Here is an 18,239-nt window from a genome sequence, read left to right as displayed (position 1 = left end):
GAATTAAAGGTAAGGGTGATAAAAGATGCGCATGGTCGATTTGATCACGAAGAAACGCGATCGAGGTGAGCTGACAAATGATGAGCTGACCTGGATGATTGAACAATATACTGCTGGCAAGATTCCTGACTATCAGATGAGTGCATTTTTAATGGCGGTTTACTTCAATGGCATGACGGATGCCGAACGCAACCATTTTGCGTTTGCAATGCTGCACTCCGGCGATGTTCTTGATCTCAGCGAAATTCCTGGCATTAAGGTCGATAAGCACAGCACCGGTGGGGTAGGCGACAAGATCAGTATTCCGTTGGCGCCGCTGGTTGCGTGCTTAGGCGTGCCGGTGCCGATGATTTCCGGTCGCGGGCTTGGCCATACAGGGGGGACGCTTGATAAGCTCGAGAGTATCCCCGGTTTCAACGTCACCGAAACCGAGGCAGAGTTTAAAAAGCAGGTGCAGACGATCCACGAAGCGATTGTCAGCGCTAGCCGCGAAGTTGCCCCAGCGGATCGCCGGATTTATGCGTTGCGTGATGTGACGGGCACTGTGGAATCGATACCACTTATTGCCGGCTCCATCATGAGCAAAAAACTGGCCAGCGGCACCAATGCCTTAGTCTTCGATGTCAAAGTCGGCAATGGTGCGTTCATGAAAACGATCAAAGATGCACGGGCCTTAGCCAAGGCTTTGGTTAGCATCAGCAAGAGTGCTGGCGTCAAAAGCGTTGCCTTATTGACTGACATGAATCAGCCACTTGGGATTACGATCGGGAATAGTCTGGAAATTGCCGAATCCATTGCGGTACTGAAAAATCGCGGGCCGCGTGATGTGCATGATCTGACCGTGGCTTTAGCAGCGCAAATGTTGGTACTAGGCGGCAAGGCACCTAACTTGGAAATTGCCAGCGGCTTAGCCGAAGACGCTTTGCGGGACGGGCGCGCTTTGAGTGCATTTAAGCAATTAATTCAAGCACAAGGCGGCGATCCCGCTGTCGTTGACGATCCGCGAAAATTACCGCAAGCCAAGTATCGGATTCCCGTGACTGCCGATGAAAGCGGCGTTGTCGATCAAATTGATACGAATGCGCTTGGCCTAGCAGCGATGCAGCTCGGTGGTGGGCGGGCCAAAAAAGATGACGTTTTGGATTTAGCAGTCGGATTGGTTTTGCACAAGAAACTGGGAACACCGGTGTCGAAAGGCGATACGCTTGTGATGTTGCACACGGATACGAAAAATGTCGCCGATATTGTTGGACTAGTCCAAAAAGCCTATCACATTGGCTCCTCAGCGCCGAAAAAGTCACCGCTCATTCATGAAATTATTCGCCCGTGACGTTTATTTTCACAAACAGATGGATTATTTCTACAGTCGTGAAAAAGATAGAAAACAGAACGTCTGGGAAGCGTTTGCGGACGGGCGTGTCGGCCAATATCATAACACCCTTGTGATTTGAAAAAATGTGAGAAGCATGATTTCCATCTTGTTTTTTGGGTTTTTGGTTTTTAAAAAATAAATATCGGGGTATACTTAGATTGTAATGAATCTATTGAAGGAGGAGAAACATATGCTAATGGCAATGGACGTATTATCGCTTGCACGTTTTCAGTTTGCGATGACGACCGTTTTCCATTTCTTTTTCGTGCCGTTTTCAATTGGTATGGGCCTTGTGACCGCCATTATGGAAACGCTATATGTGCGCAAAAAGAATGAGACATATAAGAAGATGGCCAAGTTCTGGGGCAAGATCTTCTTGCTCAGCTTTGCCGTAGGGGTCGTTACCGGCATTATTCAAGAATTTCAGTTCGGCATGAATTGGTCGAACTATTCACGATTCATGGGGGACATCTTCGGGGTGCCACTGGCGATTGAAGCGCTGCTGGCATTCTTTATGGAATCGACGTTCATCGGTTTGTGGATGTTTACTTGGGATCGCTTCAAGCCAGCTGTACATGCTATCTTTATTTGGATGACCTGGTTAGGTACCACGTTATCGGCAATTTGGATTCTTTCAGCAAATGCCTTTATGCAGCACCCAACTGGCTTTGCGATCAGTCAAACCACAGGACGGGTCAAGTTGGTTGACTTTGGTGCCGTGATCACGAATCCGCAGTTGTGGGTTGAATTTCCGCATGTTATCTTTGGTGCCTTCACTACAGCCGGGTTTGCCGTTGCGGGCATGGCTGCTTGGCGGTTACTGAAGAAGGATCAGGTCGACTTTTACAAGAAGTCACTTAAAGTCGGTTTGGTAGTCGGCACCATCGCTTCTGCGTGCGCGATCGGTTTTGGTGATTTGCAGACGCAATTCATTATCAAAGATCAGCCAATGAAGTTTGCGGCTACCGAAGGGATTTACAAAGATACCAGTGATCCGGCACCGTGGACGTTGGTTGAGTTGATCAATACCAAAGATCACACGACGAGTGGCAATATTGAAGTGCCATATTTGCTGAGCCTGTTGTCCTACCACAAAATGAACGGTTCGGTTAAAGGCATGGAGACGGCTAACAAAGAACTTCAAGCTAAGTATGGTAAAGACAAAGACTACTATGTACCGGTTAAGACCTTGTTCTGGAGCTTCCGGGTCATGGCCGGTGGCGGTGTTCTGCTATTCCTGCTTGGTGTCTTAGGTCTTTGGTTCGGTCGCAAGAAGAAGGATACGTTGTTGAATCAACGTTGGCTGCTATACATTCTCGGCTTTGCACTATGGCTGCCATTTATCATTAACACGGCTGGCTGGTTCATCACTGAGTTAGGTCGTTATCCGTGGGTTGTTTACGGATTGTACACGATCGCCGATGCGGTTTCGCCAACCACGACAGCCGGTCAGTTGCTGTTCACCAACATTTGCTACTTCCTGATCTTCACCTTACTCGGCGGTGTCATGATTTACTATTCACACCGCGTTTTGAAGAAAGGACCAGAAGGCGATTTGAACACCGATTATGGGGTCAACAGCGATCCGTTAGCTAAGGAGGCGTTCGCAAAATGAGCTGGTTACAGATTTTATGGTTCTTTTTATTGTTCGTCCTGTTCAGCGGTTTCTTCGTACTTGAAGGCTTCGACTTTGGCGTTGGCATGTCAACCAAACTGTTAGCGCGCAACACGAGCGAAGAAGATCAGTTGGTGGCAACGATCGGTCCGCATTGGGATGGTAATGAAGTTTGGCTGATCACCGCTGGCGGTGCGATGTTTGCTTCCTATCCAATGTGGTACGCAAGCTTGTTCTCCGGCTTTTACATCATGTTCTTCATCGTTTTGTTTGGGCTGATTGTTCGTGGTGTGTCCTTTGAGTTTGCGGCACACGCCGAGACCAAAACTGGTCGCAATATCTGGCGCTGGGCGCTGGCTTGCGGCAGTTTGATTCCGCCGTTTGTGTTAGGGATGATTTTCACTGCGATTATCCAGCCGCTACCAATTACCAAGGCTGGCGATGTTTATCCGACGTTGGGTAATCAGATTAATCTTCTGACCATCGTTGGTGGTGTCGCGGTGACGTTGATGATGCTGATGCACGGGTTGAACTTCATTCGCCTGAAGACAACCGGTGATTTACGCAAGCGTGCGCGCGATTGGAATAGCAAGCTGTATTATCTGCTATATGCCGGTGAAGTTGTATTCGCACTTCTGCTGTTCTTTATGACCGACTTCTTCAAGGAGCGTCCTATCAGCACGTTGCTGATTTTGGTTGTGATTGTCGGCTCAACGGTCGCTGCCCATATCGGGGTATTGAAGGATAATGAAGTGCTTTCCTTTGTCGGAAGTGCGATTGGACTGGTTGGCGTCGTTGGCGTCATCTTCAATGGCTTATTCCCACGTGTCATGATCGGGCAGGATGCAGCCATGTCCATTCTTGCAAAAGATGCCAGTGCCAGCTCCTTGACCCTCACCATCATGACCATCGTGGCAGTTATCCTGTTGCCAATTGCCTTAATCTACTTCATCTGGAGTTACGTTGTCTTCCACAAACGTATTCAAGCAAAAGGAGCGGTTAGTGAATGATCGATAAGACGCTCATGCGCTTATCGGGAATGAGGAAAACAATGACAATGCTTGCCGGGTTTGCGCTCGTGCAAGCTTTTGTTATTTTATTGCAAGGAAAGTTTCTTGCAGAAGGGATCGTCCATTCCTGGAATCGTCAAAGTTTAGCCGGGTTATGGATGCCTTTGGGGCTGTTTGCACTGGCATTTACCGTGCGGCAGCTCATTGTGTGGGTGCGCAATCGCATCGGTGCCCGCTTTGCCATGAAAGGGTCTGCGTGGTTGCAAGAACAATTGCTGAAGCACTTGTATGCATTAGGACCAGCGGCAGTGGCAAAAGAAGGCACCGGTAATCTGGTCACCATGGCGCTTGACGGCATTCCCGAAGCCGAAAATTATATTGAACTGATTTTAAACAAAATTCTCAACATGAGCATTATTCCATGGGTTTTGGTCGCCTATATCTGGTATGAAAATTGGTTGACCGGCTTTACCTTGCTGATTATGTTTCCGATCATCATCTTGTTCATGGTGATTTTGGGACTGGCAGCGCGTGATAAGTCGGAAAGTCAGTATGCCGGTTTTCAGAAAATGAGCAACCATTTCATTGATTCGCTGCGGGGACTCAAAACGCTGCAATTGATGGGCATTAGTCGCCAGTACGCCAATAACGTTTATGAAGTTTCGGAAGATTACCGGAAGCAGACCATGGGCGTTTTACGCATTGCCATGTTGTCGACCTTTGCGTTGGACTTTTTTACCACCTTGTCGATTGCGGTTGTTGCGGTTTTTCTTGGCATTAAGCTTATGGACGGTGGCATTCCACTATATCCAGCGATGGTGGCGCTGATTCTGGCGCCGGAGTATTTTATGCCGATTCGTGATTTCGGCACGGATTACCACGCAACGTTAAACGGTAAAAACGCGATGGCCGCGATCTGGAAGGTGATCGACCAGCCGTTGCCGACTGACACCAAGGTGTTGCCGGCGTTTGACGGTTGGCAGAATCAAGATACATTAACCATGCAGCATCTTGATTTCATGTACGACGATAAACGTGCAGGAATTCATGACGCCAATCTGCAGTTTACCGGTCCGGAAAAGGTAGCAATCATTGGGGCCAGCGGTTCCGGCAAGTCGACATTGTTGAATTTGATTGGCGGCTTTTTGCAACCGCAATCCGCAACGATCACTGTCCGGGGAACCAAGGTGCCGCATCTGACGCAGGCCGCCTGGCAGGATCATTTGAGTTATATTCCTCAGGATCCGTATTTGTTTGCGGATACCATTGCCGCTAACATTCGCTTTTATCGCCCCAGTGCTTCGGATGACGAAGTTCGGCAAGCAGCAGCGGCGGCAGGTTTGAGTCACTGGATCGAGACGTTGCCGGATGGGTATGCCACCCGCATCGGTGAAGGTGGCCGGGGAATTTCTGGCGGCCAGGCCCAGCGAATCGCGTTGGCCAGAACACTGGTTGACACCAACCGGTCGATCTGGTTATTCGACGAGCCGACTGCCCATTTGGATATTGAAACCGAAGCCGAGCTAAAGGAGACTTTGGTGCCGCTATTTAAAAATCGCCTGGTCATCTTCGCCACGCACCGACTGCACTGGCTCAATCAAATGGATCGCGTGATTGTCGTGGATGGCGGGCGGATCGTTGCTGAAGGAACACCGAGCGAGCTAGCGGCCCACTCTAAGCCATATCAGGCACTGGTACACGAAATGCGAGGTGAATTCAATGCATTGGTGGAAAAATGAACACTGGGTCCGGCCTGATCTAAAACGCTACCGGTGGCTACTGTTTTGGTCGCTGGTTCTTGGGGTCATGACGTTCGTGTTTGCTGGCGCGTTGATGTTCACCTCAGGCTTTTTAATTGATAAAAGTGCCACTAAACCCTTATTTGCGGCGATTTATGTGACCGTTGTCCTGACCCGTGCCTTTGGGGTTGGCCGCCCGGTTTTCCAATATGTTGAGCGTTTAACCAGTCACAACTGGGTGCTGCGGATTACCAGCCATATGCGCCGTAAGTTATACAAAGTGCTGGAAACCGATGCGGCATTTGTCTCGGAACACCACCAGACCGGTGATATTTTGGGATTACTGGCAGATGACATCGGCCACATTCAGAACCTCTATTTGCGGATGATTTTTCCGACCGTGGTTGGCGCTGGCTTAACGGTGATTGCCACGTTACTATTGGGCTGGTTCAACTGGGGTTTTGCGTTATGGATCTGCTTGTTACTACTGTTCCAGATCCTGATTCTTCCTTGGTGGGGGCTAGTGGTTGAACGCTTCCGCAAGGCTGAGCAAAAGCAACTGAACCATGATGCTTATGTATCACTGACGGACTCGGTGCTTGGCCTATCCGATTGGGTCATCACCCATCGTGGTCAGGAGTTTTTGGATCAAAGCTTGGCAGCACCGAAAAAACTGGCTGCTTCGACTGCAAAATCCAAACGTTTCCAATGGGGACGGGACTTTGTCGGCCAGTTACTCTTCGTGTTGATTACCATCAGTATGCTAATTTGGACCAACCTTGAATGGACTGGCAGTCAGGCAAGTGCCAACTGGGTCGGCGCTTTCGTACTGGTTGTTTTTCCGCTTGATCAAGCCTTTTCCGGCATTGCCCAAGGCGTCGGTGAGTGGCCGACTTATCGAGATGCGATCCGGCACCTCAATGATCTGCACCCGGTGACGCGGGCATTGCCCAAACAGCAACCGGTACCGACTAGTTTTAAAACCGTTCAGCTGAAGCAGGTTAGCTTCCGCTATACGCCAACCGATCCTGAATTGATCACCGATATCGATTTAACCGTTTACGCCGGCGAAAAAATGGCGATTCTCGGTCCCAGTGGCATGGGGAAAACGACCTTGTTGCAACTGGTCTTGGGTGACTTAACGCCGACAACCGGCCAAGTGCTGATTGACGGGGAGGATGTGCTGACCTATCAGGAACACCGCACGAATTTGTTCGCGGTACTAGATCAAAGTCCATTTCTGTTCAGTACGTCGATTATTAATAACGTCCGTTTGGGCAATGAAAATGCCAGCGATGAAGAAGTCGCTGCGGCGTTGAAAGCCGTCAAGCTGGACAAACTCATTGCCCAACTGCCCAATGGTATGGACAGCAGTGTCGAAGAAGCCGGCTTTGCCTTTTCCGGTGGTGAGCGTCAGCGGTTATCGTTAGCGCGGATTCTTTTACAGGATGCGCCTATCGTACTGCTGGACGAACCTACCGTTGGCTTGGACCCGATTACCGAACAGGCGCTGCTGGATACGACGTTCTCCGTTCTAAAAGGGAAGACCATTCTCTGGGTCACCCATCATCTGCAAGGTGTCAGCCAAACCGATCGCGTCGTCTTCCTGGAAGATGGCCGGCTGACGATGAATGACACGCCGCAGCATTTGGCTGAGCAGAATCAGCGGTATCAGAATCTGTATGCGCTGGATGCGGGGTTGCGGTGAGGCGTTTAAAAACTTCCTAGCAGTAAAAAAACTGCATCTAAACTTATTGGCGCAAACCAGCCGCATTCCTAGATTGGAGTGCGGCTGGTTTTTTCATATTTTTAGTTGTTAACGCGTACAATAAGAAACTGATAAACCGATTCGAGGTGACCTAACATGCACTGGCTAAAAAAATATGTACGACCACTGGATTATGTCATTGTGGTCATACTCTTCATAGCATGCTTCATTCCACTGGGGATTTTTTCGATGACCGAGGCGCATGTGAACGCGGATCAAAAAGTGGCGATTATTTCGATTAATGGTCACGTGAAGCGACGTGTTAAGCTGGATGCACATTCAGGCCACCAACAGTTTACACTGTATCCTGCAAAGGGGCAGTACAATGTTATCGAAGTTGATGGCACACGCATTCGCGACAAGGAAGATAATTCGCCAGATCAGATTGCGGTGCATACGGGCTGGATTAGCCAAATTGGGCAGCAAAGCATCTGCCTACCGCATAAATTGCTGATTGAAATCAAGCCAGCGCAAGGGAGTAAAGGCACTAGCGGCGATGATGGCGGACTGGTACACCCTTAATCAGTTGGCTTAAACGTTTACAAGCTGCTAAATGTGGTGCAGTATTTCAAAAATGTCTGCTTAAATATGTTTTTCTCATGGTAAACTGGAAAAACAATCTGTTGTTTAGCAGGTCGTTTGCGACACCGATGGCAGTCACAATGCTGCAGACTGATTGAAAGAAAAGAGGCAAGCTTTTTAATGCTGGGATTACTGAAATACGGACGTGACAAACTTGGGGCTGGGGTTATTGAAGCAATTTTTGATTGGTTACCGACAGTCCTGCCGATCATCATTGCGCTTGAATTGGCGGCAAATCGTGCGATGGAAGCAATCGTGATGGCCGGGGTACTGGGGGTACTTTGGCTAATTTATGTTATGGGTTATGAACGTTATCACCGTCATGACTGGGCCATGAGTGCCAAGCGTGAGCTGCGTGATCGTTATTTCGAAGCGCTTTATCAACGCAATGATGCCGCGGCCGCAACGGGTGAAGACAATGCGGTGATTCAACGTGATTTGGGTGGACTTAACAATTTGGATATGTTTTATAGCACGTTGTTTCCCACTTCCTTGCAGGCGATGATGACTTACCTGTTGTTGATCGGGTTATCGATTTGGTATCGCTCATGGCTGGCTTTGCTGCCGCTTGCCTGTGTCTTGTTGATTGGCTTTGCGATGATGTTTCTTGGCAAGCAAATGTCAGCACAAAATAAGACCCATCTGGCCGGATTTTTAAAAATGGGTGGGCGCTTTATTAACGATCTGCGCGGAATGAATACTTTGATCATGTACAATGCTGCCGACCGTTACGGGCAAAAGTTTGCGGACGATAGCGAATATTTTCGGCAGGCCACGATGAATCTTTTGAAAACCCAGTTGCAAGTGCTGTTCGTCATCAACGGTTTTGTTTATCTGACAGTATTCGTTGGTGGTTTTGTGACCGCACTTCAGCTCATTGGCGGCCAGTTACCAGCGGCCGGGGCGTTTGCCACTTGGTTTACGTTGGCCATGATGATGGTCAATGCCCGGCAACTCGGCTATTTCGTGCATGTTGTCAAATCAAACGGCCCGTCACTGGCCGCGATCCTAGGAACGATTGCCAAGGCCAAGGCGGCGCCGGCGACAGTTCGGATTACCGATAACCGTCCGCTTAAACAAATCACGCTTGATCAGGTGACGATCGGTTATGCGCCCGATAAACCACTTGTGACGGCCATCGATGCCACGCTGGAACCGGGCAAGTTATACGGCTTAGCAGGGGAAAATGGCACCGGTAAGAGTACGCTCATTCAAGCCATTTTAGGCCGCTTGGAACCTTTATCCGGAACGATTATGGCTGATAACACGGCTGTCACTGCGTTGAGCAACGCGCAGAAAGCGGCCGTGTTTGGGTACGTCACGGCAGATGAATACCTTTTTTCCGGCACCGTTCAGGAAAATCTGTTGTTAGGAAATCGATTTGGCGACACATGGCAACGGAAACTTGATGATTTGGGACTGATGCAGTTTGTCCCTAAGCTGGAAAAAGGGTACGACACGCAGGTGGGCGAAGGCGGTCGGCTGCTTTCGCCGGGGCAGCGGCAACAGTTGGCGTTTGCGCGTATGTTACTGGCGGACAAGACCGTTTACCTGTTGGATGAAATTACGTCCAGCATTGATAAAGTCAACGCTGCGGCGATTTTGGCGGCTGTTAAAAAGTTGAGCCAGGAGAAAATTGTTTTGTTCATTTCTCACAACCTCTCCGCCATGGCGCAGGCTGATGTAGTGTGGTTTATTCATGATCAACATTTGATCGTTGCTAATCATGAGCGGCTTTACCAGCAGCAGCCGGCGTATCGGCGACTGGTGGATAATCCGGAGACGATGCAGAAAGAGGGTGCACGCTGATGATCAGAGGGTTATTAAAGTACACCCATCATTTAACCGGCGCCATTGTGATCAGTTTTTTGATCGGCATGGTCGCCGAACTGGCCAAGGCAGTTGTCTTGATTCTTGCGGCGATGATGCTGTTTGATCCGCAACACGCGTCAGAGTTGCTGTTGCCAGGCGTCATCGCGGTCATTCTCTTGGGTCTCGGAAGTTTCGGCGAGCAATATGCCGGACATTTTGTAGCTTTTCATGTCCTAGCTGACTTACGCGGCGCGGTTTATCGGCAACTGGTACGATTGGCACCGGCAAAACTGGATACGCAATCGAGCGGTAAGTTACTCAAGTTAATTGGCAGCGACATCGAAGCGATGGAAATCTTTTATGCCCATACCATTGTGCCAGTCGCAATCGGGTTAACATACGGTCTTTTGATGACAGCAGTTTATAGTCGCGTCAGTATTTTGGCAGCAGTGGTCGCCCTGGTCGGTTATGCGGCCGTGGGCGGGCTGATTCCGTATGCGCGGCATCGGCAATTGACCGCTAAGACTCAGGCTGCTGATCAGCTGAAGGCGACCAACCAGCAGTACTTACTGGAATCGGTCCGCGGGATGGGCGCAGTGCGCCAGCTGGGCATTGCAAAAGAACGCATGGATCAAGGCAATGTCGGGTTTGACCGTGAAGCCGCTGCGTTTCAACAAGCGCAATTCAGTCAATTATTAAAAAATGTCGCTGCAACGTTCGTCATGGTTGCAACGTGGCTGTTCATGGTCTGGATAAGCGGCTGGCAGCAGGCAACCGCCTTACAGCAAGCAGTTCTAGCTATTTTTCCGTTGACGTTTGGTCCATTGCTCGCATTAAACAATCTTCCTGGATCCCTACTTAACGGGTTTGCGGCGGCTAAAAATCTATTCAGCCTACTGCAGGAGCAGCCGTTAATGGCAGCGCCGGCAACTGCAAGTCAAACAGTTGGTGCTATTAAGCAGATTCAGGTGAAGCAGGTTTCATTTAGTTATCCAGCGCGTCCTGAAGAAGTTCTAAACGACGTGACGCTGACCTTAAAGGCTGGCGAGATCACCGGCTTTGTAGGTGCCAGTGGGTCGGGTAAAAGTACGTTAGCTAAACTGATCATGGGTTGGTATCCGGTCACGAGCGGTCAGATTCTGATCAATGACACGGATCTTGCGACCATCAACCCCCAATTGCTGCGGGCACAAATTAATTATTTGCCGCAGACCGCGGTATTTTTCTCCGAAACGGTCCGTGATAATCTGACGTTACATGATTCGACGATTACGGATGATCAAATTTGGACGGTATTGGCGCAAGTTAAACTGAGTGACCGGTTAAAACAGGTTGCCAATGGACTGGATACGCAGATTGCTGCCGGACACGTGCCTTTTTCTAGTGGCGAACAGCAACGGCTCGAATTGGCCCGCGCCTTATTGCATCCTAGCAGCGTCTTGGTCTTAGATGAACCCACCAGTAATCTTGACACTGAAAATGAGCGGCTGATTCTGGATACGATCAAAGCCTATTATCACGGCATCGTCATTTTGATTTCACACCGCGCAGAATCGGCAGCCTATGCGGACCGGATTTATCGCTTCAGTAATCGGCAGGTTGTGGAAGAAAAGTAATTTGTGACCTGTTTTGCATCGAATGCTCATCGTGCTTCAATGGTCTTTCATAGAAAACAAAAATTCACCCTTTTGAGATAAGTTTGTCTTAGGGGTGAATTTTTTAATGATTCAAAATGATTTTTAGAATAATTTCGCACACTGTCAAAAATTCATATGAGATTCAGGACTCATCAAACTTCTTGACCCAAGCTTGAAAAACTTCGCTAATTCCTGTGCTAAAAAGGTTGAAGAATAGCGCATACCATTGGCAAGCCACGAGCGAATGACGCTGAGATAGACGGAGGGCACAATGTTTAACAACAGATCGCGTTCAACGACGGTCTTTTGTGGCAAACATTCGATGAGATGCTGTTGTAAAGCGTCTTCAGCCTGTTGTCTTAGACCTAAATGGTTGGGGTCATTTAAAATAAATGTATAGAGACGCGGTTCATTTGCCACAACTTTTAGTGCTTGTCCTAGGTCGTCGGTAAAGGCGGCTTCTTTAAAGGTGTTTTTAGAAAAGTAAAGTTCGGGGGCCATCGCAGCAATGATTTTAGTCATGCCGACTGCCGTCATTTGTTTAAGCAAATCGTATTTATCGACATAGTGAAGATAGAATGTCGAGCGATTAATTTTGGCAGTTTGGGCAATGTCATTGATGGTGATATTTTCAAACCCTTTTTGATTGATAAGGGAAAGAAAAGCCGCGTGGATAGCATCATTGGTTTTAACAACACGCAAATCGGTTTGATGCGACATTTAAGACACCTCTGTTGATTAATTCTGAGTTGGACGACATTGACAAACCATTTGTTGTATAAGCAACAAATGGCCGTCTGTTAAGCATTGTAGCCGTTTTATAACGGCATGTATAGTGGATTCAGCATCAAGAAAGGAACTTTATAATGCCAAAAAAATGGACGGTATCAGATTTTCCAGTCGGTCTTTATCAAGTGAACCATGATCAGAGTGTCAATTTCCAAATGAATCGGTTCTTTAACTGGTCAAATGATCGCGAAATGTTGCAGCAGATGAAACGTCTTGATGATCCTAAGCAAACTTATACCGAACTTGTTACAGCGTTCGAAAGCTCTGGCAAATCAGCACTAAAAAAGAATGAAAAGTTACACGCTGCGATGTACTTTAGACTAGCAGAATTTTACCTACCTTCAACCGATTCAGGAAAAATCAACCTGCGTCATCAATTTATCTCGCTGAGCAACGCTTATTACGGCATTACTGAAAAACAGCACTTTTTGATCCCTTATGAAAATGGGCACATGTCTGCCTACCGGATAACACCTTCAAATCCGCGGGGCACCCTTTTATTTTTAAATGGCTTTGATGGTGACATTGAGGAAGTGACCCGGCTCATGCTGGTCTTGCGTGACGCGGGATATGATGTCATCTATTTTGATGGCCCTGGCCAAGGTTATTGTTTGGAAGAGGAATATTTGCCGATGACGCACCAGTGGGAAAAACCGGTAAAAGCGGTGCTTGATTATTTTCATGTCGACAAGGCAACTGCTATCGGTATGTCGTTGGGTGGTAATCTTGCTTTAAGGGCAGCGGCCTTTGAACCGCGCATCAACCGCGTTATTTGTTATGATATTTTTCCCGACTTTTTTGATTGCTTGATGAATCAGTTACCAGCTGAGCTTAGAAAGAAATTCAACCGATCATTAGTAACCGAAGGGAATAAAGATCAGATTAATGGAATGGCTGACCAGCTCATGGCGAAAAGTTTAATGCTTCAATGGGCATTCCAACAGGGTATGAAGGTGATGGGAGTTGAGACGCCATTCGATTTTATCCAGAAAACGTTCAATTATACGACCGATAAGATTTCGCCGTTAGTTAAGCAGGATGTTTTATTACTTGCTGGAGCCAATGATCATTACGTCGCAAATGATCAGTTACCACGGCAAATTAGTACCTTAGAACATGTACATTCGCTAACAGCAAGGAGATTTACGGCAAAAGAATTTGCCAGCAATCATTGTCAGCTCGGCAATGTCGGGCTTGCATTGACAACCATGTTGAACTGGCTTGATCAGTTAGGCCAAGAAGAAGTTGACCTTAGTAAAATGAATTAAGATGTTTCCGTTGTCATTTTTCCAAAAGATTGTTAGCCTGAATTTGAACACGGATCAGCAAATGGTCTGACCGTCTTGGAGGAGGGCACGCCATGATCATTGAAACGATTCTTAACAATAATGCGGTTGTGGTTCGGCATGAGCAGCGCGAGACGATTATCGTTGAACGCGGTATCGGGTTTCATGCCAAAAAAGGGGAAACACTGACGTTGCGAGACAGCATGAAGGTGTACGTTCCGGAAGACCAAACCAAGTTAAAAATTGCGGCGAAAACGATTGCCAGCTTACCGAGCGAGTATTTGACGCTGGCGGCGCGGATTGTGCAAGAGGCAGAAGTTCAGCTGCAGACAACATTTAACAGTTATTTGCTGATTGAATTGGCTGATCATCTGCACTTCGCGGTAATGCGGTTGCATGACAATTTGTTATTGCATAACCGACTGTTGTGGGAAATTCAGATGGCCTATGAGCAAGAATATCGAATGGGCAAGTGGGCGTTGGAAGCAGTGGCTGAGCAGTTAGGCGAAACGTTGCCGGAAGACGAGGCCGGCTTCATCGCATTGAAGTTTGTCAGCAACGATCTCAATCATCAGCAGCCGGTTGATTCGTTGGCGTTTACGCAGATGCTGGCGAATGTTACGAAAATTATTTTCTATCGGCTGGGACTGGACATGAACACCAAAACACCGGAGTACCAGCGATTAGCGATTCATCTTAAGTTTTTCCTTCAACGGGTTTACGCGCACACAGATAAACAGGAAGCGAGTTACGACCATGCCCTGTTAGCACATTTGCAAGAAGATTATGTGCAGGCTTATCAGTGTATGGAGGATGTTGTTCAGTTCATCGAGCAGAAGGTCAACGTACCCGTTTCCAAAAACGAGCAGATCTATTTAACCTTGCATATTTCCCGATTAGCTGCCAGTCATGCGCAAAATTTAAAAAGTAGTTGACGACGGCTAATGAATCAGATAAGATGTGGTTATTGAAAGCGAATACAGTACCATCTGGCTTGTTACTATTGAATTAGGCAAAACCAGAAAGACTTGACTTAGGCACGCCCTAGGTTTCGTCTTTCTGGTTTTTTTATTGCCCAAGGTCTGGAGGAAAGAAAAATGGGAGAAGCAACACTGGCGAAGCAACTGTTGCAGTTGGTTGGCGGCAAGCAGAATATTGAACAGGTTTGGCACTGTGCGACGCGGCTGCGTTTCACATTGAAGGATCCGCAAAAAGCGGCCGCGGCTAAACAGAAAGTCGAGGCGTTGGACGGGGTCATCACGGTCGTGGAAGCAAGCGGCCAGTATCAAGTGGTCATCGGCAATAACGTGAGTGATGTTTATCAGGCAATTATCAAACTTGAACCGAGTTTAGGTAACAGTGCGCAGGCGGCCAATGACCAACCGCATGAGAAAATGACATTCAAACGCGCTTTCAATGGCTTACTAACTTTTATTTCCGGCGTTTTCACACCATTTTTGGGTGCGATGGCCGGTGCCGGGATTCTAAAAGGCTTACTGTCGCTGGCCGTGGCGGTTGGCTGGTTAACGACCAAAAGCGGCGCCTATCAGATTTGGTGGGCAGCAGCAGACGGCATTTTCTACTTTTTACCGATTGCGTTAGCGTTTACGGCCGCGAAACATCTGAAGGTGAATCCATTTGTGGCGATGGCAATTGCTGCCGCGATGGTTTATCCCAACATCGTCGGACTCGTTGGCAAACCGAGTATTGATTTCTTCGGCATTCCAGTGGTGGCGGCTAATTACACGGCCACGGTCTTGCCGATTTTGCTTGTCGTCGTGGTTCAGAAGTTTCTGGAACCATTTTTCAACAAGATTTGGCATCAGTCGGTTCGGAACATTTTGGCACCGTTATGTCTGTTAGTGATCATCGTGCCGCTGACCATGTTGGTGGTCGGACCGGTCAGCTCCATTCTCAGTAATGGTCTTGCTACGGCGATTGTGTCATTGAACAAGAGCGTGCCGGCTTTAGCGGGGATGGTTCTTGGCGGCTTCTGGCAGGTGTTTGTGATTTTCGGCGTTCATTGGGCCTTGGTGCCGGTCATGATGAACAACATTGCCCAGTATGGGACAGATCCGATGATGCCGATTCTTTTGCCGGCAGTTTTGGCGCAGGCCGGTGCGGCATTTGCGGTGTTCCTTAAAACCCGCGACGCTAAAATGAAAAGTCTGGCTGGTTCAAGCACGATTACGGCACTTTTCGGGGTCACAGAACCAACCATTTACGGGATCACCTTAAAATTGAAAAAGCCGTTTTATTGCGCGTGTGTTGCCGGAGCAGTTGGCGGGATTATCGTGGCCATGTCCGGCGCCGGTTCGAATGTAGCATCATTGGCCAGCATCTTATCGTTGCCGACTTATCTCGGTAAAGGGTTCGGCGTTTCGGTGATCGGCGATATTGTAGCCTTTGTTCTCGGCGTTGCCCTCACCTTGGTGTTTGGCGGGATTAACGCAGGCGTCAAAGAAGACAAATCGCAAGCTACCCAGATTGCCGCGGATCATGCAGAAACATTGGCAGCGCCGGTTAAAGGAACCCTGGTGCCGCTCAGCGAAGTGCCGGATGAAGTCTTTTCTTCGGGCACCATGGGACAAGGCATCGCGATTGAACCGGAGGATAACTTGGTCAAGGCACCAGTCGCAGGGACGATCAGTCTGGTGTATCCAACCGCGCATGCTATTGGCATCACGTCTGATAAAGGCGCAGAGATTCTGATTCACATTGGTGTCGACACCGTGAATTTAAAAGGCAAGTATTTTAAACCTTTGATTGAACAAGGACAGAAGGTGGATGTCGGTACGCCGTTGGTTGAATTTGATTATCAAGCGATTAAAACTGCAGGGTATGCGCCAACCGTGCTGATGATTGTGACGAACTCCGACCGTTATCAGGTTGAAACTCGAGCGGACGGGGCAACAGAAGACGATGCATTAATGACGCTAGCTTAGAAAGGATGGACATTTGACCATGACTTATTTGAATTTTCCTAAACAATTTATGTGGGGCGGTGCGACCGCAGCCAATCAGCTGGAAGGCGCCTATCGTGAAGATGGCAAAGGCTTATCGATTGCCGATGTCCTGCCCCAAGGAAAAGCGCGGTTTGATCTGGTGAATGAGCCGGATTTTGACTGGACCATCGATGAAAGCAACTATCGGTACCCGAATCATCGGGGGATCGATCATTACCACCATTTTAAAGAAGACATCAAGCTGTTTAGTGAAATGGGCTTTAAATGTTATCGCTTTTCGATTGCCTGGTCACGAATTTTTCCGGAAGGTGATGAAAAGACACCTAACATGGCTGGCCTGGCGTTCTATGATGCAGTGATCGCGGAGTGTTTGAAATATGGGATTGAACCGATTATCACGATTTCCCATTACGAGATGCCACTGCACCTGGTTACCAAGTATGGCGGCTGGAAGAACAAGCAGCTCATTGGCTTTTACAAGCGATTTGCCGAAACCGTCTTGACCCGTTATTTCAAACAGGTGAAGTACTGGATGACCTTTAACGAAATCAACAGTGCGCTGGCATTTCCGGTGATGAGCCAAGGCTTGGTGAACAGTAACGGTGCAGCTGATAAGCGCAACATTTTCCAAGCCTGGCACAATCAGTTTGTGGCTGGGGCCGAGGCGGTTAAAATCGGTCACCAACTGGATCAGGATCTTCAGATCGGCTGCATGTTGTTATACGCCACCACTTACAGCTATGACGCGAATCCGGCCAATCAGCTGGCGACGCTGCAACAAAATCAAGCATTCAATTTCTTTTGCGGCGATGTTCAGGTGCGCGGCGAGTATCCAGCTTACACGGATGCGTTGCTGGACCAATATGGCATCAAGTTGACCGATCTAGACTTTTCGGCTGCCGAGTTGGCACTGTTGAAGCAGTATCCGGTCGATTATATTGGCTTCAGTTATTACATGTCTGCTGTTGTCGAAACGGTTCAAAAGGATCATGCAGAAGTTGGCGGGAACTTGTTAAGCGGCATTAGGAATCCTTTCCTGGAAGCGAGTGAGTGGGGGTGGCAGATCGACCCAATCGGCTTGCGCATTGCCTTAAATCAGTTATCCGACCGTTATCGCAAGCCCCTGTTCATCGTTGAAAATGGCCTCGGCGCCGTGGACCAGCCGGATTCAAACGGCGAGATTCACGACGATTACCGGATTGACTATCTGAAGCAGCACATCGAACAAATCGGTGCGGCTATTCATGATGGCGTTGATGTCATGGGCTATACGCCATGGGGATGCATCGATTTGGTCAGTGCGTCAACCGGCCAGATGTCGAAGCGTTATGGTTTCATTTATGTCGATCTCGACGATGCCGGCCAAGGAACGCTTAAACGTTCCAAGAAGAAATCTTTCGACTGGTATCGGCAGGTGATTGCGTCTAACGGGGCTGATTTAGATTCCTAACTGACGGCTTGCGTTAGGGTGCCTGAGTCCAACTTGACAAGGTTAACGGTGTTATGTTTTAATATTAGTTATAGTGAATAGCAACGAATCGGTTGAGCGTATGCTTCAAGATGCCTTTCCTGGGGAAGAAAGGGCGTCGAGGCGTGCGCTCTTTTTGTGAGCGTGAGCCGGCGCGTTTAGGAGTCGGAGTGTAAGTGGCCTTGGTCATTGCGC

At 48.4% G+C, this 18,239-nt stretch carries 13 protein-coding genes; 12 read left to right on the top strand and 1 reads right to left on the bottom strand.

Annotation, left to right across the window (positions count from 1 at the left end; all coding sequences use genetic code 11):
* Nucleotides 1–25: 25 nt before the first annotated feature.
* From GSO_RS10490 to GSO_RS10455, 8 genes are all read left to right on the top strand, one after another.
* Nucleotides 26–1,330, top strand: a complete 1,305-nt coding sequence (locus GSO_RS10490) for a pyrimidine-nucleoside phosphorylase (RefSeq protein ID WP_010491894.1) — start codon at nucleotides 26–28, stop codon at nucleotides 1,328–1,330.
* 232 nt (nucleotides 1,331–1,562) lie between these two features.
* Nucleotides 1,563–2,987 carry a cytochrome ubiquinol oxidase subunit I gene (locus tag GSO_RS10485; RefSeq protein WP_010491892.1) on the top strand — a complete coding sequence of 475 codons (1,425 nt, stop codon included), beginning with the start codon at nucleotides 1,563–1,565 and terminating at the stop codon, nucleotides 2,985–2,987.
* Nucleotides 2,984–3,997: a cytochrome d ubiquinol oxidase subunit II gene (gene cydB / locus GSO_RS10480; RefSeq protein WP_010491890.1), complete on the top strand. Its 1,014-nt coding sequence runs from the start codon at nucleotides 2,984–2,986 to the stop codon at nucleotides 3,995–3,997. The genes GSO_RS10485 and cydB overlap by 4 nt, the downstream gene beginning before the upstream one ends.
* Complete coding sequence (cydD, locus tag GSO_RS10475; RefSeq protein WP_010491889.1) at nucleotides 3,994–5,736, top strand: thiol reductant ABC exporter subunit CydD; 1,743 nt, start codon at nucleotides 3,994–3,996, stop codon at nucleotides 5,734–5,736. Before cydB ends, cydD begins: the two co-directional genes overlap by 4 nt.
* Nucleotides 5,717–7,444 (top strand): thiol reductant ABC exporter subunit CydC, encoded by a 1,728-nt coding sequence (gene cydC / locus GSO_RS10470; RefSeq protein WP_010491887.1) that lies wholly within the window; start codon nucleotides 5,717–5,719, stop codon nucleotides 7,442–7,444. Before cydD ends, cydC begins: the two co-directional genes overlap by 20 nt.
* Before the next feature lie 156 nt (nucleotides 7,445–7,600).
* Nucleotides 7,601–8,026, top strand: a complete 426-nt coding sequence (locus GSO_RS10465; protein ID WP_029345581.1) for a NusG domain II-containing protein — start codon at nucleotides 7,601–7,603, stop codon at nucleotides 8,024–8,026.
* Nucleotides 8,027–8,206: 180 nt separating this feature from the next.
* Nucleotides 8,207–9,895: an ABC transporter ATP-binding protein/permease gene (locus GSO_RS10460; protein ID WP_010491883.1), complete on the top strand. Its 1,689-nt coding sequence runs from the start codon at nucleotides 8,207–8,209 to the stop codon at nucleotides 9,893–9,895.
* Entirely contained in the window at nucleotides 9,895–11,514 is a 1,620-nt protein-coding gene (locus GSO_RS10455) for an amino acid ABC transporter ATP-binding/permease protein (protein ID WP_010491881.1), read from the top strand. The genes GSO_RS10460 and GSO_RS10455 overlap by 1 nt, the downstream gene beginning before the upstream one ends.
* Nucleotides 11,515–11,658: 144 nt before the next feature.
* Here GSO_RS10455 and GSO_RS16235 read toward each other — a convergent pair whose 3' ends face one another.
* A complete protein-coding gene (locus GSO_RS16235; RefSeq protein WP_162097790.1) occupies nucleotides 11,659–12,237 on the bottom strand; it encodes a TetR/AcrR family transcriptional regulator in 579 nt (192 codons plus the stop codon).
* Between the two features lie 164 nt (nucleotides 12,238–12,401).
* Here GSO_RS16235 and GSO_RS10445 point away from each other — a divergent pair, with 164 nt between their 5' ends.
* From GSO_RS10445 to GSO_RS10430, 4 genes are all read left to right on the top strand, one after another.
* Nucleotides 12,402–13,592, top strand: a complete 1,191-nt coding sequence (locus tag GSO_RS10445; protein ID WP_010491877.1) for an alpha/beta fold hydrolase — start codon at nucleotides 12,402–12,404, stop codon at nucleotides 13,590–13,592.
* A 92-nt stretch (nucleotides 13,593–13,684) separates the two neighbouring features.
* On the top strand, nucleotides 13,685–14,545 hold the full coding sequence (locus GSO_RS10440) for a PRD domain-containing protein (RefSeq protein WP_010491875.1): 861 nt from the start codon (nucleotides 13,685–13,687) through the stop codon (nucleotides 14,543–14,545).
* A gap of 162 nt (nucleotides 14,546–14,707) precedes the next feature.
* Nucleotides 14,708–16,555: a beta-glucoside-specific PTS transporter subunit IIABC gene (locus tag GSO_RS10435; RefSeq protein ID WP_010491874.1), complete on the top strand. Its 1,848-nt coding sequence runs from the start codon at nucleotides 14,708–14,710 to the stop codon at nucleotides 16,553–16,555.
* Nucleotides 16,556–16,574: 19 nt separating this feature from the next.
* On the top strand, nucleotides 16,575–18,026 hold the full coding sequence (locus tag GSO_RS10430; RefSeq protein ID WP_010491871.1) for a glycoside hydrolase family 1 protein: 1,452 nt from the start codon (nucleotides 16,575–16,577) through the stop codon (nucleotides 18,024–18,026).
* Nucleotides 18,027–18,239 lie beyond the last annotated feature (213 nt).

This window comes from Lacticaseibacillus zeae DSM 20178 = KCTC 3804, from assembly GCF_000260435.1.
GTDB lineage: Bacteria > Bacillota > Bacilli > Lactobacillales > Lactobacillaceae > Lacticaseibacillus > Lacticaseibacillus zeae.
This window is presented reverse-complemented; position numbering and strand designations above follow the sequence as displayed.